Genomic DNA, 21,730 nt, shown 5'->3' with positions numbered 1-21,730 from the left:
TCCGTGTTAGTGGACCGGTTACGTCGAATCCTGTTTGCCAGGTCAAGCCGGTCTTGGGCCCCGTGGTGTGCCGGTTCGTCCCAGCGCGCGGTGCGCCCCCGGCCTCACGAGCCCCCGGCCGGGAAAGCTGTCCGCGTGCGCCTGTCCAGGCCCCGGAGCGCCGGGCTGGTCGGAGCCGTACGCGGCGAACACCGTCACCGAGTCGAACGGCTGTACGCGGTCGGCCGGTTCGCCTGCCGCGGTGGTGTGTGGGAAGGCGGCCGCCGCCCGGGCGAGCGAAGGCACCTACCTCGATCGTCGGGCCGGTGCGGCCGACGTCGCGGGACGCGCATCGTCAGCGCGGATCCATACCAAGACCGTCAGACGATGGGTGCCGCGCGAGGGAGCGAGGTCCCACTGACCGGTGTCCTCGACCGCGCGTGTCCGTGTCCCCGGTGCCGCTGTCCTGGTCACCGTCCGGCTGCTGGCAGGGTTCGACGCGGCGCTGATCGCGCATGGTTCCGTGGTCCTGATCCAACAGGCCCCCCGGGGCTCGACGGCGGGCATCGCGGCGTCGGCCGGGCCGCTGCCGGGCGGTCCGCCCGTGTCCATGGTGAGGTGGTGCGAGGCCTTAGCCATCCGCCAGTCCGTCGGTACGGGCATGTCTGCCGCCGCCCCTGCGGCACGTGGCGCGCTCACCCCGGCAGGCTGCCCGCCCCAGGGCCTGGCCGACACGCCGCACGTCCGCCCCGGCGTCCCGCCTTCCCCGGCGATGCGCGCCACACCCACGCCCACACCCTCGGCATCTTCCAGGCGCACCCGGCGCCGGAACCCGGCGGTGCCGAGCAGCATGCGTACGCCATCTCCATGAGCCGGTCGCCGACCAGGACATGTCCGCCGACGTCTTCGATCGACGGCTGGTGAACGAGAACCGGGGGCCGGCCCCACCGGGCGCCCGGGTGCCAGCTCCATCGCTCGCAGGCGGGGCGGGGAGTTGACTGGCACGGGTCAGCAGAGAGTCGGGCCGAGCACAGAGGTGACAGCGTGGCGGGGAAACGTACGGCGCTCGTGGCGTGCATGGCGGCACTGATGGCGTGCACGGCGGGAGGGGCGGGCACGGCGCCCGCCGGAGCACACCCGGCGGATGGCGGCTACTCAGCGGGGGACCTGAGGCGGGATCTGGCGGTGGTGAGGGCCGCCGCCGGCGGTGATGCGAACGTGGTGGCACGGGTGGACGGGCCGGGCGGTGCCGTGCTGCGAGCTCGCTACGGGAGCGCGGGCGTGGGTTCGAAGGCGCCCGTGCCATGGGACCCGGAGTTCCGGGTGGCAAGCACCACCAAGACGTTCACGGCAGTGGTGGTGCTCCAACTGGCCGCGCAGGGGCGGCTTTCGCTGGACGACACGGTGGAACGGTGGCTGCCCGGGGTGGTGCGTGGACACGGGAATGACGGCTCACGGATCACCGTGCGTGACCTGCTGCAGCACACCAGCGGGATCTACGACTACATCACCGACCCCGGCGTACAGGACAAGCTGGTGAACCATTTCGACGAGAACCGGTACGACGCCACCCCGCCGTCCCGCCTCGTCGCGATCGCCATGCGGCATGCCCCGCTCTTCACCCCGTCGCCCCCCGGTTCGCCCCGGCGGTGGGCGTACTCGAACACCGACTACCTGCTGGCAGCGATGATCGCGGAAAAGGCGGGGGGTGCGGACTGGCGGGAGCTGGTGGAGCACCGGATCATCGCCCCGCTCGGCCTGCGGCACACCTACATTCCCGGCGAGAACCCGTATCTGATCGGCCCGCACGAGCGGGTGACCGTCGACGGGCCCGGGGGCGACCTGGTGGACCTCACCGAGGAGAGCTATCAGCACACGGCGGATTCCGGGGTGGTGAGCAGCCCGGCCGACCTCGACGCGTTCTTCCGTGCCCTGGCCACCGGGCGGCTCCTGCCCGCCACGCAGTGGGCGCTGATGCGACAGACGGTCCCCTACGACGACCTGCCGGTACCGCCCGCGGGCAAGCAGGGCGGATACGGCCTCGGGCTGCGGGTCGTGCCGCTCACCTGTGGGGGTGTCTCCTACATGCACGAGGGCGACGGCCTCGGCGTGTACGGACGGCCTGCGGTAGGCGCGGACGGCCGGCGGGCGGTGGCCGTGTCGGTGACGTCCACCACCGCGCTCGTCGACGAGGACCGGCTGAACAAGGCGGTTCAGACCCTCACCGATCATGCGCTGTGCGCGGACCGGAGCTGAAGCGCCGGTCGGCATCACGCGACTGCGCCGTCGAAGCCTTGGCCGGCCCCATCGGTCCGCAGCGGTCTGCGGACCGGACCGCCCGCAATTGATCGGCCCGTACTCGTTCAGGACGCGCTGGAGCAGTTCATCAGCCGGCCGAGCCGGATCAGCGGGCGGTGCCGGTACGGCCGCCACCTGCTGCACGCCACACGAACCCGCGGCATCGGCGACGCAGCGAGGCGGCCGTACAGCCCGCCGCCGACGGCGAGTCCTCGCTCGGCCGACTGCCGTCCCGGCTGCCCGCCCGCCTCGTCCCGAACACCCAGACCTTCCCGACGAGATCCCCCTGGCCCGGTGGCACGCGAAGACCGGCCACGCGGTCCTGCCCGACCCGTCCGCCCGCCCCGGCACACCACGCCCGTACCCGGCGACACCGGCGGGGCGCTGCTCAGGGCCCGCACCGAGATCCCCGCACCCGAGGCCGTCCGCTGCTCCTAGATCTGACGCTCACCGTGCGCGACGACGTGGCGCACCTGACCGGCACATGGAAGACGGCCCCGACACACTCCGACGCGCGTCCAGCGACACCATCGATGACACGTGCGACAACCACCTCCGCACCGCCGGCTTCCTCAAGGCCGGGACGTACTCCACCATGAACTACCGCTCGACCGGCACCGCAGCACCGGCGACGCCTGGGCCGTCGGCGGTGAACTGATGCCGCACGGCGTCACGCGGCAGGCATTGATGACCTTCGAGGCGAACCGGCTCGGTCTGGGCCGGTAGGGCGGCCGGCGGACCGGCTCTTCCGCGACCGCGCTGATCAACCGCCGCGACTTCGGTACAGACACCGGCATCCGCGCTGGACGCTCGGTGGCCTCACGTCCGGTCGGGGACGAGGCTCGATCAGCGAGTCCCGATGAACGGCTCGGCCGGCCTGTGTCCTCCTGGAGAGGGCGCCGGGGCCGGGGTCACAGCGCGCGGCCGATTGCGGGGGCCGCGGCGTGCAGCCAGCGCAGTTCGCGGGCGTGGTGTTCAAGGGCGTCGGCTGCCCCCGCGATGTTGATCGGGTGGTAATTGATGCGTTCGACCGCCAGCAGCTTGCAGCGGTGCAGGGCGGGCAGAATGGTGTGCCGGTCGCCGAGGCCGTAGGCGTCCACGAACAGCCGCAGCCGGGCCGGGACATCGGGAACGGGGCTGAACCCCGCCTCGCGAAGCTGCTCGGGCGGGGCGAGAGGGACGAATGCCCATGCTGCCGCGGCGAGGTCGAGCAGGGGATCGATCGGTCCGGCGGCATCCCAGTCGATGAACGCCACCGGCAGGCCGTTTCGGTACACCGTGTTCCACGGGCCGAGGTCACCGTGCGAGTCGATCTCCCCGACGCGTGGCGGATACGGGTGGAATCGGAACTCGGTATGGGCGGGCACGTAGCCGCGGGCAGCCTCGTGGAGCTGCCGCACCAATGCGGCAGCAGCGACCAAGGCAGCCTCGGTTCGGGCATGGGACGGCAGACGGTGCCCGTGCCCGGGCTGCCGTCCGTGTCGACGGCCGCCTCGGCCTTGATGAAGGAGAGAACCTCGCGCTCGCCCTCGACACCGTGGAAGCGAGGCGCGCCGGCGAACCCGGCGGACTCCAGGTGCCCCAGGTACGCGTGCACGGCCGGTGACCACGGTCCCAACGGTCTCGGCACCCGTCCGCCGCGGCGTACGACGCCCTTCGTCATCCCCCCGGCCGTAGGCGCGACCTCCTGCGGACGCCTCGGTGGTTCATGTTCCACCCCGTCAGCATCGGCCGCCCCTGGCACCCTTTGGGGCCACAGAGGGCGGCAGTGCCCATGTCCCCGCCGCCCTCACTGCCCCAGCTGACCGGGCCACGGCATCACGAGAGGCGTAGGCGCCCTGGAGATCTCGGGTGCCGACGCCTCTGGTGTGCCAGGCGGGCTATGCCTCCTTGTGGCCCAGCGATATGTCGACTCCGCCCTGGTTGCCTTCCAGCGTGACGTGGGCGGCCACCGGCGGGTAGCCGGTGGCGATGACGGTGTACTGCTCACTTGCGAGGTCGGCGAAGGAGTAGCTCCCGTCGACGCTCGTGGTACGTGTCCCGACGACGTTGCCTGCGGCGTCGATCAGGGTCACCAGAGCGTCCTCCAGCGGGCGTCCGTCCTGGGTGTGCACTGCTCCGCGCAGGGTCGCCGCGGCGGAGAGCCGGATGTCGCAGCGGGTGGTCTCGGCGGAGACGGTGGCCGGCACGGCGGACGGGCGGTGGCCGGGTGCGCTGACGCTGAGCGTGTAGTCGCCGGGCAGGAGGTCGCCGATCAGGTAACCACCGTCCGTTCCGGTGGTGGCGGATGCCGTCACCTCACCGTGCTGGTCGGTGACCACCACCAGTGCGCCGGGCAGGACTTCGGCGTCCCCGCCGCGCACCGTGCCGGCCAGGCCGGCTGGGCTGGGCCGGAGCACGAGGTCGTGGGTGACGGGTGCGTTGTTCATGTTCAGCGTGACGACCTGGGGCCGGTGACCGGCCGCCGAGCCGATGAGGACCAGGCTGCCGCGCTCGGAGGTGTCCACGGCGTACGAGCCGTCCTCGCGGGAGAGGGCGCGGGCCAGCTGGTGGCCTGATGTGTCCAACAGGGTGATCGCGGCGCGCGGTACGGGTACGCCCGCGCCGTCCCGAACCTGTCCGCGGACGACGGCCACACGGCTCGCGCCCGCACGGGAGGCACCGACGGCGGGAAGCGCGGCCTGGGGAGCGGTCCGTACACCGGTCTCGGCGGACGCGCTCGATGCCGGCGCCTCGGCCGGCGCCCCGACCGCCGCTTCCGACTCATTCACTGACGCCCTTGTGCTCTTCTTCGTACGGAACAGCAGTGCCGTGACGATCACAGCGAAGGCGAAGAAGCCTGCCGACCACCAGTAGGCGACCTCGTAGCTGTGCAGTGCCGCATTCGCCTTGACGAGCGGGTCGGACAAGTGGTCCTTGGCATAGTTGGTGGCCGCGGTGGCGGCCAGCGTGTTCAACAGCGCCGTGCTGATCGAACCGCCCACCTGCTGTGTGGTGTTGAGGGCCGCCGAGGCCACGCCCTGATCACTCGCCTGCACGCCCAGGGTGGCGTAGCTCATCGCCGCGGGCATCGACATACCGAGCCCCGCGCCCAGGAGCAGCAGCGGTGGGAGCACGTGCGCCGCGTAGCCGCTGTTCAGATCGAGGCGGGTCAGCCAGACCATGCCGCCTGTGGCCAGCAGCATGCCGCCGGGCACGATGATCTTGGGGCCGATCTTCGGCACCAGCCAGTTGGTCGACAGCTGCGCCATCACCATCAACGCGCCGACCATGGGCAGGAAGGCCACGCCGTTCTTGACCGGTGAGTAGCCCAGCGTCGACTGGAGGTAGTAGGTGAGGAAGAGGAAGACGCCGAACATTCCGGCGGAGGAGATGAGGATGGTCGACAGGGCGGCGGCCCGGTCGCGATCGGCGAGGACGCGCAGGGGCAGAACGGGGTGCTTCGCACGGGTCTGCCAGAGGAAGAACGCCACCAGCAGGAGGCCGCCTCCCGCGAGGAAGCCCCAGGTCATCCAGTTGCCCCAGTGATGCGTTTCCGCGTTGGCGAAGCCGTAGACGATACCGAACAGGCCGCCGGAGACGAGTACGGCTCCGAGGATGTCCAGCTTCGGCCGCTCGGCCGGGACCGAGCGGCCGAGGAAGACGATCGCGCCGATCAGCGCGGGGACCGCGATGACGTCGTTGACGTACAGCGTCCAGCGCCAGTTCAGGTACTCGGTGAGCAGGCCACCGAGGACCAGGCCGACGGCGGCGCCGGAGCCCGCGACAGCGCCGAATATGCCGAACGCCTTGGCGCGTTCCCGTGGTTCGGTGAAGGTCGTGGTCAGCAGGGAGAGCGCTGCCGGTGCGAGCAGGGCGCCGAACAGACCCTGCACCGCCCGCGCGACGACCAGCATGGTGAAGCCGTTGGCCGCGCCGCCGATCGCCGAGGCGGTGGCGAAGCCGACGACGCCGATGATGAAGGTTGTCTTGCGGCCGAAGAGGTCGGCGAGTCGACCGCCGAGCAGGAGCAGACTGCCGAAGGCCAGGGAATAGGCGGTGACGATCCACTGCCGTCCGTTGTTGTCGAAGCCGAGGTCCTGCTGGGCGGACGGCAGCGCGATGTTCACGATCGTGGCGTCGAGCACGACCATGAGCTGGGCGAGGCCGATCACGGCCAGCGCCCACCATCGGTGCTTCGGCGGGGCATGGGTCTGGCCGGACGGCCCGGCCTGGGCGGTGGCGACCGGGATGGCTTCCAAGGCGGAACTCCCTCACGGGGCTCGGATTGTTCAGATGTGCGACCGCACCGGCAGGAGGACAGTGTCCATCGGGGGTGTGTGGCGTGTGGCCGTCATGGCCCACCCCCGCCACCGGTCCGAAACGGTTTCGTACAGCAAGATAGGTAATCTTGCAGCGAAACTCAATCGTTTCGATCAAGTGGCCCGGTCAACTGTGGGGCAGGTCACAGGTTGAGGTCGTCGGTCGCGGTGGTCGTTCTGACAGAGGAGGCCGGCGGCCCCCACCGCTACAGCCTCTCCGCCGCTCGGCGCGGAGGACTTCGACCGCAGTCGAAGCGCGTGCGCGCGGGACGCAAGCGGTATCCGCATCGGCTGGTGTTCCAGGGCATCCTGTTCGTGCTGCACACCGGGCTGTCCTGGGAACACCTGCACCGAGAACTCGCCCTTGCCTCGGACAGGACCTGTCGGCGCCGCCTGGCCGAACGGACCGAGGCCGGGCCGGGGAGGGGCCCCAGCTCCACGAACTCCTTCTGCCAAGCCCCGCAGCGCGAACGCCCTGGACTTCTCCGTGCAGCCGTCGACGGTTCCCGCGTCCGGGCGTCAACTGGGGGAGCCAAAACGTGTGGAGCCAAGACCGGACGACCTCGTCGCCCGGCGCAGGACGGGCAGCGAGCGTCAGCTGATCACCGACTGTACCGGCATCCATCTCGCCGTAACCCGGACGCGGTGCCGGCCGACCGCGGCTACGACCATCACAAGCCCGTCGGCTGGTAGAGGATCCCGGTGTGAGGCCTCCGGTCGTCCGCCGGGGAGCCGAACACGGCTCCGGGTACTCGGCACCGACGCTGGGCCACCGAACGCGCCTTCGCCCATCTGCACTGATTTCGCCGCCTGTTGATCCGTTGGGAGATCCGCGACGACATCCATGAAGAGCGGCGATGGGCGTCGGGTAAGTCCGCCCGACGGCGGTGAGTCGGTATTCAACGCGTGGTGTGGCGTTCAGCACGACGGCGTTCCAGGTGTTGGACAGGAGGCCGAAGGCCAGGCGGGCGTGACAGTCGGAGACGGAAAGTGCCGGTCGTCACGTACCAAGAGGAATTGCCCGATGAGAATCGGCGTACTGGGCACGGGCAGCATGGCGGACGCGCCGGCCGCACACTGGGTCCGGGCCGGGCACGACGCGGCCGTCGGGAAGCCGCGTACCTCAGCCACTTGTCCGCTACGTCGTGCGGCTCGTCGAGAGCCGGATCGCGGCTCCCAACGGGCGCGTATGCCCGCGACCGGTCGGCACGCAGCGACAAGTGGCGTAGTACCAGGTCCGTTTGGCGGCCGCCTGGTCCGCGTCCGCACCCGTCCGCGTGTAGTCGAGCAGTGCCGTCGCGACTCGCCTGCGCCCGAATGCGTAGGGGGCAGGCTCGATGAACCAACGGCAGAAGCTGGGGCCAGGGTCATGGACGGCGGCGGCCATCAGCGGTGCGAACAGGCCTGTTCGGCGTCTCGAAGTCCGCGGCCGACCAGATCATCGACCATCGTGGCCCGCTGCCAAGGCACCGGTGAGCTCCGGTTTGGTCGTCCCACACCGCCGCAAGGAGGAGAGACGGCGTCCCGGAGCTGGCCATCAGCTACGGCAAGCACCGTTGCAATACTAGGCTCCGTGTTCGGCAGTCGCGTCCGTGGCAATCGAACACGGAGAGCTGTTCCCGTACCAACGCCGCCCCGACCTCGTTTCTGGAGACGACATGAGCAGCGCCATTCTCGTGATGGACGTCCAACAGGCCATCGTGGACATCGCCGACGACGGCTCCGGATACCTGACACGCCTGCGCAAGGCGATCGACGGGGCTCGGGCGGCGAACATACCCGTGGTCTACGTGGTGATCGCGTTACGTCCTGGGTTCCCGGAAGTCGGCACGCACAACAGGGCGCTTGCCGCCATCGCACGGGCGGGCCTCTGCGTCGAGGGCGCCCCGGGCACAGAGATCCACCCCGAGGTCGCGCCCCGGCCGGGCGACGTGGTGGTGACCAAGAGACGAGCGAGCGCGTTCTCGGGTAGCGATCTCGACATGCTGCTGAGGGCCCGTGGTATCGACAGCCTCGTGCTCACCGGCATCGCCACCAGCGCTGTGGTGCTATACACCCTGTGCCAGGCGAACGACCTGGACTTCGGCCTCACCGTTCTCTCCGACGCCTGTCTGGACACCGACCCGGAGATGCACCGAGTCCTTGTCGAGCGGTTGTTCCCGCAGTGGGCGGATGTCGTCGCAGTCGAGGACTGGCTCAAGACGATCGCACCTCAGTAGCGTCAGCCGGCTGGCCGGGGCAAGGTCGGGATGCGCGCGGCGGTCGGCCATCTCGCACGAAGTGTCGCTGGGTGTCACCGCCATGTCGCCGGCGGGTCGGCCTTGCTCGTGGATGACTCCACCGAGGCGGTCGTGTCGTCGTACCTCGCGGTCGGCGGGCGCCGGGCCAGGCCGGCGATCGGTACGGAGGAGTTCCCGGTGCTGCCCGGACGCCTCGCCGCCGCCTTGCCTGCCGTGGTCGACCGCGAGGTCTGTCCTGGGGCACTCCGCCGCCTCATCCACACCGCGACCCCGCGCAGGTCGGCCGGCGTCAAGGGACTGCCCGGTGATCAGGCCCCCGGTGGCTCCGGCTGGAATCCGGGGGAGCGGCCACGACGTTCCGCCACGTAGATGTGGCGTTACCCGCCAACTCACCCGCTCCACCACCCCGAGTTGCAGGTCAGCGGCATTCGGCGCAGCAGGTACGCCAGCCCCTCCGCCGGCCTCTCCACGGCCCCGTCGCCCCGCGCCGACCGTGGCCGCGCCCGGTTCCGCGCCCAGCGAGGCGAGGACGAGGACCACCAGGCCGGCGGCGGCCACATACAGGGGTGACCGTCAGCGGTGAGGCAGTTCCAGCTCGGCGATCGGGGTGTTCTTGTGTGCCGGCGGCGAAGCAGGCCGACCGCATCCCGTCGGTGTCCGTGAAACGCAACTGGGCGCCGGGACGGGGGCGTTCCTTGCAGACGATCAGCCGGATCCCCTTCGACCGGAGGGCCAGGCGGTCGCTGTCGGCGTCGATGATGGTCATCCCGGCAGGCCCGCCACCGGTTCTCCGGACCCACCATGGCCTGGTCGAACCCCGCCAGCGGGTGGTGACCGCAGGTCCTCTTCCAGTCCTCGCGTCATGGCGCAAGGGGTGCGGACACCGGGAGATCCACAGCGTCTTGCGGACTGTCTCCACCAACAGCGGGGCCCCGGTTCGGGCGAGCACCGAACGACCGCCGCCGTCTGCGCGGACACGGGGAGAGGACCCGATACGCTTCGACACCACCTTGTCAAAACGAGAGGCCAAGGCGCGTGCTGTTGGGGAGTGCGGCGCTGCGGGGCCGGCAACGGACGGGGACATCAAGGGTGAGGTGCAGGCCCAGTGGCGGCAATCTGAAGAAGCGACCGGCCTGCTGATGGGGTATTGGGGGTTTCGTGGGTGCCGGTCATCCGGGACTTCGAGGGGCAGTGCTACGGATACGCCGTGCGAGGCTTTCCCGCCACTGGGCATGCTGCTGGAGTCGCACGCGGGTGCCCTGCGGAGCGGCAACTGGAAGAAGTGGCCTACACGGGTGGAGACGAGGCGCGGCCGTAACCACCTCCGCCGGGGGTGCGCATGACGAGCACGTCTCCTGCGGTGACGTCTGCCGTGTCGCAGCCGCGCAGTGGCGTGACGGTGCCGTCGGTGCGCTGGACGAGGTTCTCGCCGAGTGCGCCGGGGTGGCCGCCGGACATGCCGTAGGGCGGGACGCGGCGGTGTCCGGAGACGACCGCGAGGGTCATCGGTTCCAGGAAGCGGATACGGCGTTCGACGCCGCATCCGCCGTGCCAGCGCCCGGCGCCTCCGCTGCCTTCGCGGATGCGGAACTCCTCCACCCGTACCGGGTAGCGCCATTCCAGGATCTCGGGATCGGTGAGGCGGGAGTTGGTCATGTGTGTCTGTACGGCGTCCGCGCCGTCGAAGCCGTCGCCTGCGCCGGAGCCGGAGGCGATGGTCTCGTAGTACTGGACGTGGTCGTTGCCGAAGGAGACGTTGTTCATGGTGCCGGAGCCCTCGGCCTGGATGCCCAGCACGGCGTAGAGGGCGCCGGTGACGGCCTGGGAGGTCTCGACGTTCCCGGCGACCGTCGCGGCCGGGTAGGCAGGAGAGAGCATGGAACCGGCGGGCACGCGCACATCGAGAGGTTTCAGGCAGCCGCTGTTGAGGGGGATGTCGTCGGCGACCAGGGTACGGAAGACGTACAGCACGGCCGCCATGACGACGGAGGTGGGGGCGTTGGTGTTGCCGGGCTGCTGGGGTGAGGTTCCGGTGAAGTCCAGTACGGCGCTGCGGGTTTCGCGGTCGACACGCAGGGTGACCTGGATGACGGCGCCGCTGTCCGTCTCGTAGCGGTGCTCGCCGTCGTGGAGGGTGGCGATGATGCGGCGCACCGATTCCTCGGCGTTGTCCTGGACGTGCCGCATGTAGGCGTGGACGACGTCGAGCCCGAACTGGTCGATCATCGCGCGCAGTTCGCGGATGCCCTTGTTGTTGGCGGAGATCTGGGCGCGCAGGTCGGCGAGGTTGGTGTCGGGGGCGCGTGACGGGTAGCGGGCACCCGTCAGCAGGTTACGGGTCTCGGTCTCGCGGAACCGGCCGTCGCGCACCAGCAGCCAGTTGTCGAACAGGACGCCCTCCTCGTCGACGGTGGTGCTGAAGGCGGGCATGGAACCGGGGCTGATGCCGCCGATCTCGGCGTGGTGGCCGCGTGAGGCGACGAGGAAGAGCAGCCGCTCACCCGCCTCGTCGAAGACCGGGGTGACGACGGTGATGTCGGGCAGGTGGGTGCCGCCGTGGTAGGGGTCGTTGATGGCGTAGACGTCGCCGGGCCGCAGCGTTCCGGTGTTGCGGCGCAGCACCTCCTTGATGGACTCGCCCATCGACCCCAGGTGTACGGGGATGTGGGGCGCGTTGGCGATGAGGTTGCCCTCCGGGTCGAACAGGGCGCAGGAGAAGTCGAGGCGCTCCTTGATGTTGACGGAGTGGGCGGTGCTCTGCAGCCGGACGCCCATCTGCTCGGCGACGGACATGAAGAGGTTGTTGAAGACCTCCAGCAGCACCGGGTCGACGCTGGTGCCGACCGCGACGCGGGACGGGCGGGGCCCGGAGCGGGCCAGGACGAGGTTGCCGTGGGTGTCGGCGGTGGCCCGCCAGTCGGGGTCGACGACGCTGGTGGCGTCCGGTTCGGCGACGATCGCCGGGCCCTCGACGGCGTCGCCGGGGCGGATGTCCTCGCGGCGGAACAGGCGGGTGGGCTGACTGCGGCCCTGTACGAACATCTCCACCGTGGCGGTCGGGCGCAGCGGGCCGTGCCGTGGGGGCGCGGCGGTCACGGTGTCGGTGGTGAGCGGGCCGGAAGAACCGGTTGCTTCGGCCGCGACGGTCTCGACGACGAGGGGTTTGTTCATGGTGAAGCCGTAACGGTCATGGTGTTCGTGCTCGAAGGCGGCCCGCATCCGGTCGGCGGAATCCAGCGCGACGGGCAGGGCGAAGTCGGTGCCCTCGTAGCGCAGCAGCGCACGGACGGTGGTGCGCACCGTCTCTCGCGGCACTCCGTCCTCGCGCAGTTGTGCGCGGGCCTGCTCCTCCAACTCGGCACGTACGGCCGTGATGCGCGCGGCCGTCTCCGGTGCGTCGAGCGGGGCCTCGACGGAGCGTTCGCGCAGCGCGACCGCGTCCGCCATGCCGATGCCGTACGCGGACAGCACCCCCGCCAGCGGCGGAATGAGGACGGTGTCGATGCCGAGCCGGTCGGCGACCGCGCACGCCACCTGGCCGCCCGCACCGCCAAAGCCGACGAGCGCGTAGCGGGTGATGTCCCTGCCGCGTTGGACGGAGATCTTCTTGACGGCGCCCGCGATGTTGAGGACGGCGATGTCGAGGAAGCCCGCCGCGACCTCCTGCGGACTGCGGCGCTCCCCGGTCGCGGTCGCCGTCTGCTCGGCCAGGTCGGCGAAGCGTGCGCGGACCGCCTCGTCGTCCAGCGCCTGGTCGCCCGTCTCGCCGAACACCCGTGGGAAGAAGGCGGGTTGGATGCGGCCGAGCATGACGTTGGCGTCGGTGACGGTCAGCGGCCCGCCACGCCGGTAGCAGACAGGGCCGGGGTCGGCACCGGCCGAGTCGGGCCCGACTCGGTAGCGCATGCCGTCGAAACGCAGGATCGAGCCGCCACCCGCGGCGACGGTGTGGATGTCGGTCATCGGCGCGGTCATCCGCACCCCCGCCACCTGCGTGCCCAGCACGCGCTCGATCTCGCCCGCGAAGTGGGAGACGTCGGTGGAGGTCCCGCCCATGTCGAACCCGATCGCGCGGCCGTGACCGGCCCGGCCCGCGGCCCGCGCCATGCCGACGACGCCGCCAGCCGGACCGGACAGCACGGCATCCTTGCCCCGGAAGTGCCCGGCCTCGCGCAGGCCGCCCCCGGACTGCATGAACATCAGCCGCACGCCGTGCAGTTCGTTCGCCACTTGGTCGACATAACGGCGCAGGATGGGGGAGAGGTAGGCGTCCACCACCGTGGTGTCACCGCGCGGCACCAGCTTGATCAGCGGGCTCACCTCGTGCGAGCAGCTGACCTGGGGAAAACCGATCGCGCGAGCGGCCTCGGCGACAGCGGCCTCATGATCAGGGTGACGATAGCCGTGCAGGAAGACGACCGCGGCGCTGCGGAATCCGTCTTCGTACGCTGCCCGCAGCGTCTCGCGGGCGGCGTCCAGGTCGAGCGGCCGGACCGGCTCACCGTGGGCGCCGATCCGTTCCTCCACCTCGATCACCCGGTCGTACAGGGCGTGCGGGAGCAGGATGCGACGGTCGAAGATGCGCGGCCGGTTCTGGTAGGCGATGCGCAGGGCGTCCCTGAAACCCCGGGTGGTGACGAGGACGGTCGGCTCTCCGGTGTGGGTCAGCAGCGCGTTGGTGGCGACGGTGGTGCCCATCTTCACCACCTCGATCCGCCCGGCCGGAATCGGCGCGTCCGGCTCCAGTTCCAACACCTGCCGGATCCCGGCGACCGCCGCGTCACGGTACGCCTCCGGACGCTCCGAAAGCAGCTTTCGGCTGACCACCCCGGAGTCCGGCGTCACTGCCACGACATCGGTGAAAGTGCCGCCCCGATCGATCCAGAACTGCCAGTGACCCGCCATGAACTCATTGTGCGCTCGGCCGACCGGGCGCGAGGGCTGACGACACAGGGCCGAGAGCGCATTCCCGCCAGCCGACGCACACCGGACCACGAGCCTGAGCGCCGAGAACACGCGAGGACACTGTCCGGGACGGGTTGGTCCGGGTCACGTTGGAAGGGGACGGCGGCACGCATCCCGCGGCGCACCGGCTGACGCTGCGGCGGATCCTGCAGCCCGGAGCGGAGAGCGCCGTCACTTTCGGCAAGAGGTTCACGCACTATCGGGCCGGAGCAGCCTGCCCCCGCTGTGCTCGGTTCTCGGGGCGAGACGTGCTGTCTTCGCTGTTGGTGCTGCTTCGGTTCAGAGCGCCGAGATCGGAGAGCAGCCGATACCGACACCGAGCAGCATGGGCGTCATGCCCGAGCAGCCATCAGCGCTGGCAGGCGTGGCAAGGATTGCGAGGAACGCGACGGTTCCGAGGACGGCAGCGGCAATACGGCGCATGAATTCTGTTCTTTCCAGTCTGGTGGACGCGTCCCGACATCGCTTCCCGCAGTCCCGCGCCGGCATACCGTGTGCCACTCGTGTGGGTCTGCCGTATCGACCGCCTGGCCTTTTGACGACGACGTCTCCTCGCCGCCCGCACACGTACGCGTCGGCCCGCCGCACCATCCAATTCGCCGTGATGTCGGAAGGCCGGATCATGATGCGAATTCGGCGGGGGCGCTCGTTGCGCAACAGACGTCTTCAGGACCGTGCGGATCACAACAGGTCCGTCACATGGTGCTGGGACGGCTTCGGCCGCCCCGTCGGTTGCGGCGCGGCCTGCAGCCATGCCGACCAGGCCGACGATGAAGGCGAGGAGCAGGCCGACGGGCATGACGGCGTTGCCGACGACGGTGCCGAGATGGTGCGCGACCAGATCGGGGGTCACGCTTTCGGCCAGGGTGCCGACGCCGGCAATCCGGAACGCGATGCGCACTGCGAAGACCGGGTCCACCACCAGCGGGCAGTGAGCAGCCTGCAGGCGCCTGAGGGCGGTGCCAAGGGCTCCGCTTCGGGGCTGTCAGCCGATGCCCATGAACGCCGACATCAGCCGGCGCAGCCGCTACTTCTTCCTCACCCACCCCCGCGAGGGCCTCCACCACCCGATCGAGTGCCTTGCTCACCTCAACGCGTATGACCTGATCCGCGGGGTACGACGGGGAGCAGCCGAAGATGCCGCACTCGTGGCGAACCTGCTGGACAGTGAGCTCATCGGCGACCCTCCCGCGCCCAGCGAGCCACATGGTGAGCGCTTCGGCGGTGCCGCCAACCACCTGGCCGCGACCACGCGGCCTGCTGCCCGGCATGATGGGAACAACGCGGCAGCGGGTGCGCTACGGCCGACCGGCCAACTCCAGGTAGCGCCCACAGGCGTCCATGTTCATCAGCGTCGGGTCGGGATGCGATTCCACGTCCTCCGACCCGAAGGTCTGACGGGGCTACGGGTATGCGTGCTTCCGGGCGGCAGGCACAAGCCGGTTCCCAGCCGCTGGGCCAGGCCAATCAGCTCGCGGGAGCCTCATCGGTGCCCGTCACGGAACGAGGCGCGGGCAACCATCTCGGGATCTCGTTGGTTGCGACCCAGATCATGCACCACACCCTGGTAATGCACCGTCACGTCACCGGTGAACAGTCGGATTCGAGCCCTGTGCAAGGACTCCACAGTCACCGTATCCCATGCGTCCGCCCGCCCCGCAGTTCGGCCCGGCGGCGGTCCGGGAGGAACGTCTTTCCCGACGATGTGACAGCGACGGGTCGTTGGGCGATACGAGGATCACCCGGTCGACTTCTCGTGCCATCTGCCAATACGGCGTCCTGAGGGTACGGGAGCAGACTCTCTGCCACGACCGCGCCCCGGCGAACCACCGAATCCGCTGGGCCGGCGCGGCCACGAACAGACGAAGCACAACAGGGGGCGCCACGTGAGCGTGCAGCAGTACGACAAGATCGGCGAAGCATTCGAGGGATTCAAGTCCCTGCCACTGATACGTTACGGGGAGGTACCGAGCTTCCTGGGCACGGTTGGCAACGTGAGCGGCAAGTCGGTTCTCGACCTGGCGTGCGGCACCGGTTTCTACAGCAGGGAGTTCAAGCGGCGTGGTGCCACGGACGTCCTCGGTGTCGACATCTCCGTCGGAATGATCGACGCCGCGCGGGAGATCGAACAGCGCGATCTGCTGGGTGTGCGATACGAGGTCGGCGACGTGGCCGAACTGCGGGCCCTCGACCGGCACTTCGACATCGCGACGGGCGTGCAGTGCCTCAACTACGCCGAGGACATCGCCGCGATGGAACGGATGTGTCGCAACATCCACCGGAACCTGATGCCAGGCGGAGAGTTCTTCCTGCTCGCTCAGAAACCCGACTACCGCTTCGACTGCCCCTCGCTGGACAAGTACGGGTTCCGCTGCGAACCGACGGGCGAGGAGAGCGAGACAGGGCCGCAGGTGCGGGTCACCGCTCTCCTCGACCCGGAGCCGATCACCATCGTCGCCTCCGCCCCGCGCCGCGAGGTCTACGAGGAGTGCCTGCGGGCGGCTGGGTTCAGGGATGTGGAGTGGGTCCCGCTCCAGGTGTCCGACGCAGGCATCCGCGAATTCGGCGCGGACTTCTGGACGGACCTCCTCGCACACCCACCGCTGGAGATGCTGCGCAGCCGCGCCTGACGGCGAACACGGTTCCGACCCACCTGACGTGCCTGGACGCGCGCTCCGTCGTAGGGAAGGCTGGCATGGAGCGGGCCGCGGCGGAGAGGTTTCGTCCCGGCCCGCGGTGCACGTGGCAGCGCCGTGTTCCCAACGAGTCGTCGGCCCTCCCGGCACCCGGCACTCGACCAGGACAGGAGCCGAGCGGGGCTCCCTACCTTCCGGCAGTCCGATAGATCCGGCAGTAGAGGTCAGAGCCGTGTCCGGTGGAGACCGCGTCGATCAGGGCCTGGAGTTCGGAGGGCGGGTTACGCCGGCTGCGGCACCGCCCAGCGCCGTCACCACGGACCATTTGATCCGCCAGGCTTCTGCGGGACTGGACGGTGACGCCAGTCGGAGCAGCAGGCAGATGGGTGCTCGGCCAACAATGGCCGTGAAGTTGCAGGTCAGTGCCGCGTTGACGTCGATCGCGTGAGACCGCTCTGGACCGGTGACACTTCCTCGGCACGTGACAGTCGGCGGGTGACGGTCACACGGTGACGGTCACGACGCATTCGCCCCGCCGATGTCACACCTACGGCACCCTGCCCGGTCTCTCCCATGAAAGGCGTGACAACCGGATACGTGGACCGTGGGTACACGGGAGGAGCAGCAGCATGAGGTCACTGATCATCTGTACGTCGGTGTCGCACGGCAACACCCGCAGGGTCGCCGACGTCATGGCCGACGTACTGGGAGCGAGAGTGGTCCGGCCGCAGGAGGCGGACCCGGCGGAGCTGGCGGCTTGTGACCTCGTCGGCTTCGGTTCCGGGATCTTCGCCCAGAGGCTCCACCCGGACCTGCTCCGCTTCGTCGCCTCACTGCCGCGGCAGCAGGGGCGGGCGTTCGTGTTTGCGACCAGCGGCCTGCCCGAGCCGCGACTCCGCCCGTTTACGCGCCCTCTGGTGGGCGTGCTCCGGGCCAAGGGCTTCGAGGTGACGGACGCGTTCTCGTGCCGAGGCTTCGACACCTGGGCACCGTTCCGGCTGGTCGGGGGGATCCGCAAGGGACGGCCGAACGGGGCGGATCTCACGGCGGCGCGCGCATTCGCCGAGGACCTGCAGCGGACCCGCCCGGCACGGGGGGAAAGAGCGTGCTGAGGAGTGCGGCGCCCGCAACGGCGTTCCCGGGGAACTGCTGGTACGGCTCCGAGTCACGAAGGTCAGATGATTCCGGATTCTCGTTCCCGCTGCCCGCGCGGCGGAGGCTTCTGATGCGGTCCCCGGCACCAGACAGCGGTGAGTGCGTGCTGCCGGTTCCGGGGCGGCAGCCGTGACGCGGGCTGCACTCCGGAGGTCGGCTCGGCGGGTACCGCGTGGACCCAACTGCGTACGGTCCGGGCCGCCGGAGTCCACGGACCGGATCCGTCGCGGCCGAGCGGACCTGACTGTTCTCTGACGGTCGGACGGGGAGCGTTATCAGCCAATTGCCGCGCCTGCTCCGGCGGCCGGTCGTCAGGTCTCACCTCACCGTTCGCTGGAACACGACCGAGTGGAAGTGGCAGTGCGCACCGGGTGTCGAAGCCGCAGCGGTTTCGCGGTGCAACGCCCGGAAAGCGGGGCCCGCCGGCACGTTGCCGTCTGCACCGTGCCGGTGACTCTGACACCTCTCGCCGCTTCGAGCGGCTGACGACGGTAGGGCGAAGGGCTTTCCTCGGCGGGCTCGTACGCGGCTGCGAACGGTGCCGACGGCACGGCGCCGGGCGCAGCGGCCGACGGGCGTCGCATAGGGCCACCGGCTCCAGCCAGGCCAGACGTGTGTCGGCCATTCAAGGCTCGGGCCACGGGAGACGGGAAGGGCTGGGGCTCTTGTTCCGGCCGCCCTGCGGTGGCTAGGCTCCGGCTCGCTTTCGCACGACCCACACATTTTCTGCACATGATGACCGGAATCGCCGGTTCATCAGTCGTGGCGGCGTACCGCACCGGGAACCTCGCAAGGGTCCGCCGGACGCCGGGGGAGGGGTGGAGGACATCGGCAGGTCTCGATTACTGCGACGCGACGGCAGGGCGTCGAGCGCGCCTGGTGCGGCGCCGCCCCCGGCGGGCACCGGGATCCGCACGGCGGGCGGACGTGATCTGACCGTTCTCTGGGGGATCAACTTCGTCGACGGACTCGGCAGCCAGGCCTCCGGTCTCGTGTTCCCCCTGCTGCTCCTCGATCTGGGTCACGGGCGCGGTACCGCAGGCGCGTTCGCCAGCGCCGCCGCCCTCGCCGGGGTGATCCTGAGTCCGCTTGTGGCCCTGCCGGCCGACCGAGGCCGCCGCCGTACTCTCATGACCGGTACAGCGGCGTCGGCGTCCCTGGCGATGGCCGGGCTGGCCGTCTGCTGCCTCGGGCACCCTCCTCTGTGGGTTCTGCTGGGCCTCGCGCTCACCGAGCGTCTGTGCGCGACGGCGTACGAGGCCGCAGCACGTGGTGCCCTGTCCCGGCTGGCCGGTGCCGCGGATCTGCCCCGGGCCGTGGCCGGAGTCCAGGCGGGCGATCAGGCCGCACTGGTGCTGGGGCCGGCGCTCGGCGGGCTCCTGTTCGGCGTGAGCCCTCTCCTGCCGTTCGTCGCGGACGCCGGCTCCTACGCGGCGGCGGCATTCGGGGTGAGGACCATACGGACCCCCCTCGACGGCACACCTGCCGGTCCTTCCCGCGGACCGGACGCCCCAGGGACTCCCGCGGACGTTCCGCCGGCGACGTCGGCAACGGTCCCGGACTCGCCCCGCGCCTCCTCGGACCCGCCCGTCGGCACGATTCGTCCCGGCACGATCCGTTCCGGCGCTCTGCGGGCCGGCGTCGCCGCGGTGGTCGGTTCCCCCGTGCTGCGGCTGGTCCTGCTGTGGTCCTGCGTCGCGAGCGGAGCCGTGACGTTGTTGTTCTACAACGCTCTGTTCGTTCTGGGCACCGAGGCGGGCAGCATCGTCACCGGAGGGGTGCTCGCGGCCTCCGGTGCTGCGGGTCTGGCCGGTTCGCTGGTGGCGGCGCGTGTGGTGCGCGGGCTCGGTGCCCACCGGTCGCTGACCGTGGCGACCTGGTTGCTTCTTCCGCCGTGTGCCGCGCTGTCCGTGGCCCGTGAAGCGTGGTCGTGGACTCTGTGCTTCTGCGGACTGTGCCTGGTGCTGCCGGTGGTCACCACCGTCCTGGGCGCGGCCGCGGTGTGGGCGGTACCCGCGGAGCTGCAGTCCCGGTCCGGCGCCGTACTGGGGTCGGCGAGCGCCGTGACCGCCGCCGGCGCGCCGGCAGGAGCGGTCCTGTTGATGACCTGGGGTGGTCCGGGGGCGCCTGCGGTGGCCTGCACCGTCATCCTGGCGCTGCTGGCCGTCCGCACACAGCGCACGGCGAACACGGTGCTGCCGCCTCTCACGCCCGCCCGCGGTGACCAGGACACGGGCCCCAGCGACGGCCGTACGGGCAGGGCACGATGACGAACTCCTATCGCGTGTTCGTGACCACACTGCCCGATGTGTGCCCGGCCGACCCGCGCCGCATGGTCTTCACAGCGGACTCCGGCGGCCGCTGCGAGGTCTTCACGTGGGACGCCGCAGCCCGGCGGGTCCGGCAGGTCACCGACAGCGCCGACGGCACGGCTCACCGGGCGATCGACGCCGAGGGTTACGTGTGGTGGTTCGAGGAGGACGCGACCGAGAGCGGCCTCTGGTGGTTTCAGCACTTCGACGGCGGCCCCCGGTTGCCGGGCCTGCCCGGAGCGCCGGCCGGGCGGCCGCGCGGGCTGGCGGTGACCGCGGACGGCACGGTGGCCGCAGCCATCGCCCACGCCGAGGGGACCACGGTCGTGGTGGGCCGGCGCGGTCAGCCACAGCGACAGGTGTGGTGCGCACCGGGGCCGCTCCGCTTGTGCGGCATCACGCCGGACGGCACGCTCATCGCCGTGGCGGCCGCTGCCGACGACCCTGCCGCCGTGAGGGTCGTGTCACGTGAGGGCCGAACGGTTCTCGCCCTGCCCGGATCCGCCGCACCCGGCGTCGACGGGGACGCGGCCGAGGGCCCGGCGGGCCCGATGCCGGCCGGCACCAGGCTGTGGTGTCAGGGATTCTCGCCCGGGCCCGGGCGACACGAGTTGCTCCTGGTGCGCGACCTCACGGACGGCTATGTCCTCCAGACGTGGACGCCGGAGGAGGGCCTGTGCACCCATCACTGGTGCCCCTTCGACACGGAGATCAGCGCCCGCTGGTACCCGGACTCGCGCGCGTTGCTGGTGCGTCAGGACCGGCAGGGTCGCTCGCTGCTCCATCACGTGGATCTGGATTCCCGGAGGAGGGTTCTCGTGCCCACCCCCGCGGGCAGCGTGCTGGATGCCGCGCCCCGGGCCGCGGGCGCCGTCGACTACCTGTGGACCGACACCGCCCATGCCCCTGTGCTGCGCGCCACGGACGGCATGGGGCTGCCTCCGTGCGGTTCCGCGACCGTGGTGCCCGGACGGCACACCGATCTGTGGACGCCCTCGTCATCGGGACGGGTGCACACCCTGCTGAGCCTGCCGGAGCGGCCGGGGTCCGAGCCGCCACCGGCCGTCTTCCTGATCCACGGCGGACCCGCAGATCACGACCGTGACGCATACGACGCCACGGTGCACTCGCTGGTGGCCTCCGGTTACGCCGTCGCCCGCGTCAACTACCGGGGCTCCACCGGTTACGGGCCGCGCTGGCAGCGGGAGTTCCCCGCCGGAGTCGGCCACACTCAGGTCGAGGACCTCGCCGCAGTCCGCGCAGACCTCGTCGCCCAGGGCCTCGTCGCCCCTTCCGCGAGCGCCCTTTGGGGTGTGTCCTGGGGCGCCTACCTCGTCCTGCTGGCTCTGGGCACCCGCCCCCGGCTGTGGCAGGCCGGTATCGCCGTCAAGCCGGTCGCCGACTGGGCGGCCGCCCACCGCACCAGCACACCGGCTCTGCGCGCGGTGGACGTCCGGCTGTTCGGCGGTACCCCGGACGAGCTGCCGGAACGGTACGCCGGCAGTTCGCCCCTCACCTACGCGGCCGCGGTCACGGCACCCCTCCTCGTCGTCGGTGCGACCCGCGACGTCAAGTGCCCGCCCGGGCAGATCCGCAGCTACCTCGCCGCGCTGGCCGCTGCGGACGTACCGCACGAGGCCATGTGGCTCGACACGGGACACGACGGTTACGACGGCGCGGCGCACGTCGCCGTCCTGCGTCGGTCCCTGCGTTTCCTGCGCGACCGGCTGCCCGCCCCGGCACCCGGCACCCTCACACGTCCTCCCGCGTCGACGGGAGGACCCCGGTCCCGCTGAGGCAACAGCGGGACCGGGCGGCACAGCACCGTCCCACTCGCAGAAGGA

General features: G+C 70.6%; 14 protein-coding genes and 1 pseudogene. 11 read left to right on the top strand and 4 right to left on the bottom strand.

Going from position 1 to position 21,730, the window contains the following annotated elements; translation table 11 throughout:
- Positions 1-1,056 precede the first annotated feature (1,056 nt).
- The 3 genes from BIV25_RS38815 (at position 1,057) to BIV25_RS50590 (ending at position 3,003) form a co-directional block, all read left to right on the top strand.
- Positions 1,057-2,235 carry a serine hydrolase gene (locus BIV25_RS38815; RefSeq protein WP_071377253.1) on the top strand — a complete coding sequence of 393 codons (1,179 nt, stop codon included), beginning with the start codon at positions 1,057-1,059 and terminating at the stop codon, positions 2,233-2,235.
- Between the two features lie 336 nt (positions 2,236-2,571).
- A complete protein-coding gene (locus tag BIV25_RS51695; protein ID WP_177235569.1) occupies positions 2,572-2,715 on the top strand; it encodes a hypothetical protein in 144 nt (47 codons plus the stop codon).
- A gap of 102 nt (positions 2,716-2,817) precedes the next feature.
- Positions 2,818-3,003: a hypothetical protein gene (locus tag BIV25_RS50590; protein ID WP_143076783.1), complete on the top strand. Its 186-nt coding sequence runs from the start codon at positions 2,818-2,820 to the stop codon at positions 3,001-3,003.
- 185 nt (positions 3,004-3,188) lie between these two features.
- Here BIV25_RS50590 and BIV25_RS38810 read toward each other — a convergent pair whose 3' ends face one another.
- Positions 3,189-3,698 (bottom strand): phosphotransferase, encoded by a 510-nt coding sequence (locus tag BIV25_RS38810; RefSeq protein ID WP_177235568.1) that lies wholly within the window; start codon positions 3,696-3,698, stop codon positions 3,189-3,191.
- 459 nt (positions 3,699-4,157) lie between these two features.
- Positions 4,158-6,518 (bottom strand): MFS transporter, encoded by a 2,361-nt coding sequence (locus BIV25_RS38805; RefSeq protein WP_071377251.1) that lies wholly within the window; start codon positions 6,516-6,518, stop codon positions 4,158-4,160.
- Between the two features lie 228 nt (positions 6,519-6,746).
- Here BIV25_RS38805 and BIV25_RS54770 point away from each other — a divergent pair, with 228 nt between their 5' ends.
- From BIV25_RS54770 to BIV25_RS38795, 3 genes are all read left to right on the top strand, one after another.
- Positions 6,747-7,271: a transposase gene (locus BIV25_RS54770; protein WP_177235567.1), complete on the top strand. Its 525-nt coding sequence runs from the start codon at positions 6,747-6,749 to the stop codon at positions 7,269-7,271.
- Positions 7,272-8,236: 965 nt separating this feature from the next.
- Positions 8,237-8,797, top strand: coding sequence for a cysteine hydrolase family protein (locus tag BIV25_RS38800; protein ID WP_071377250.1), 561 nt, complete (start codon positions 8,237-8,239; stop codon positions 8,795-8,797).
- 108 nt (positions 8,798-8,905) lie between these two features.
- Positions 8,906-9,187: a hypothetical protein gene (locus BIV25_RS38795; RefSeq protein WP_071377249.1), complete on the top strand. Its 282-nt coding sequence runs from the start codon at positions 8,906-8,908 to the stop codon at positions 9,185-9,187.
- Between the two features lie 918 nt (positions 9,188-10,105).
- Here the strand turns inward: BIV25_RS38795 and BIV25_RS38785 are convergent.
- Both BIV25_RS38785 and BIV25_RS51690 read right to left on the bottom strand, forming a co-directional pair.
- Complete coding sequence (locus BIV25_RS38785) at positions 10,106-13,723, bottom strand: hydantoinase B/oxoprolinase family protein (protein WP_071377247.1); 3,618 nt, start codon at positions 13,721-13,723, stop codon at positions 10,106-10,108.
- Positions 13,724-14,062: 339 nt separating this feature from the next.
- Positions 14,063-14,206, bottom strand: a complete 144-nt coding sequence (locus tag BIV25_RS51690) for a hypothetical protein (RefSeq protein ID WP_177235566.1) — start codon at positions 14,204-14,206, stop codon at positions 14,063-14,065.
- Between the two features lie 1,463 nt (positions 14,207-15,669).
- Here BIV25_RS51690 and BIV25_RS38780 point away from each other — a divergent pair.
- The 5 genes and pseudogenes from BIV25_RS38780 to BIV25_RS38765 all read left to right on the top strand — a co-directional run bounded on the left by BIV25_RS38780 (position 15,670) and on the right by BIV25_RS38765 (position 21,682).
- A complete protein-coding gene (locus BIV25_RS38780; RefSeq protein ID WP_071377246.1) occupies positions 15,670-16,413 on the top strand; it encodes a class I SAM-dependent methyltransferase in 744 nt (247 codons plus the stop codon).
- Positions 16,414-17,048: 635 nt separating this feature from the next.
- Positions 17,049-17,531 (top strand): flavodoxin family protein, encoded by a 483-nt coding sequence (locus tag BIV25_RS38775; protein ID WP_071377245.1) that lies wholly within the window; start codon positions 17,049-17,051, stop codon positions 17,529-17,531.
- Positions 17,503-17,601, top strand: a pseudogene (locus tag BIV25_RS53670) (PPOX class F420-dependent enzyme); the annotation flags it as partial. The gene BIV25_RS38775 and the pseudogene BIV25_RS53670, both read left to right, overlap by 29 nt.
- Positions 17,602-18,392: 791 nt before the next feature.
- The gene (locus BIV25_RS38770) at positions 18,393-19,844 is read left to right on the top strand and encodes an MFS transporter (protein ID WP_071377244.1); all 1,452 of its coding nucleotides are present in this window, start codon (positions 18,393-18,395) and stop codon (positions 19,842-19,844) included.
- A 20-nt stretch (positions 19,845-19,864) separates the two neighbouring features.
- Positions 19,865-21,682, top strand: coding sequence for a prolyl oligopeptidase family serine peptidase (locus tag BIV25_RS38765; protein ID WP_256257096.1), 1,818 nt, complete (start codon positions 19,865-19,867; stop codon positions 21,680-21,682).
- The last annotated feature ends 48 nt before the right edge of the window (positions 21,683-21,730 follow it).

This window comes from Streptomyces sp. MUSC 14 (assembly GCF_001866675.1).
GTDB lineage: Bacteria > Actinomycetota > Actinomycetes > Streptomycetales > Streptomycetaceae > Streptomyces.
Note: the sequence above shows the minus strand (reverse complement) of the source record. Positions and strands in the feature narration are given on the sequence as shown.

What these genes read in the sequence shown, in the direction of transcription:
- BIV25_RS38815 (WP_071377253.1), top strand. Translation starts at nt 1,057, where the DNA reads ATGGCGGCACTGATGGCGTGCACGGCGGGAGGGGCGGGCACGGCGCCC.
- BIV25_RS38800 (WP_071377250.1), top strand. Translation starts at nt 8,237, where the DNA reads ATGAGCAGCGCCATTCTCGTGATGGACGTCCAACAGGCCATCGTGGAC.
- BIV25_RS38785 (WP_071377247.1), bottom strand. Translation starts at nt 13,723, where the DNA reads ATGGCGGGTCACTGGCAGTTCTGGATCGATCGGGGCGGCACTTTCACC.
- BIV25_RS51690 (WP_177235566.1), bottom strand. Translation starts at nt 14,206, where the DNA reads ATGCGCCGTATTGCCGCTGCCGTCCTCGGAACCGTCGCGTTCCTCGCA.
- BIV25_RS38775 (WP_071377245.1), top strand. Translation starts at nt 17,049, where the DNA reads ATGAGGTCACTGATCATCTGTACGTCGGTGTCGCACGGCAACACCCGC.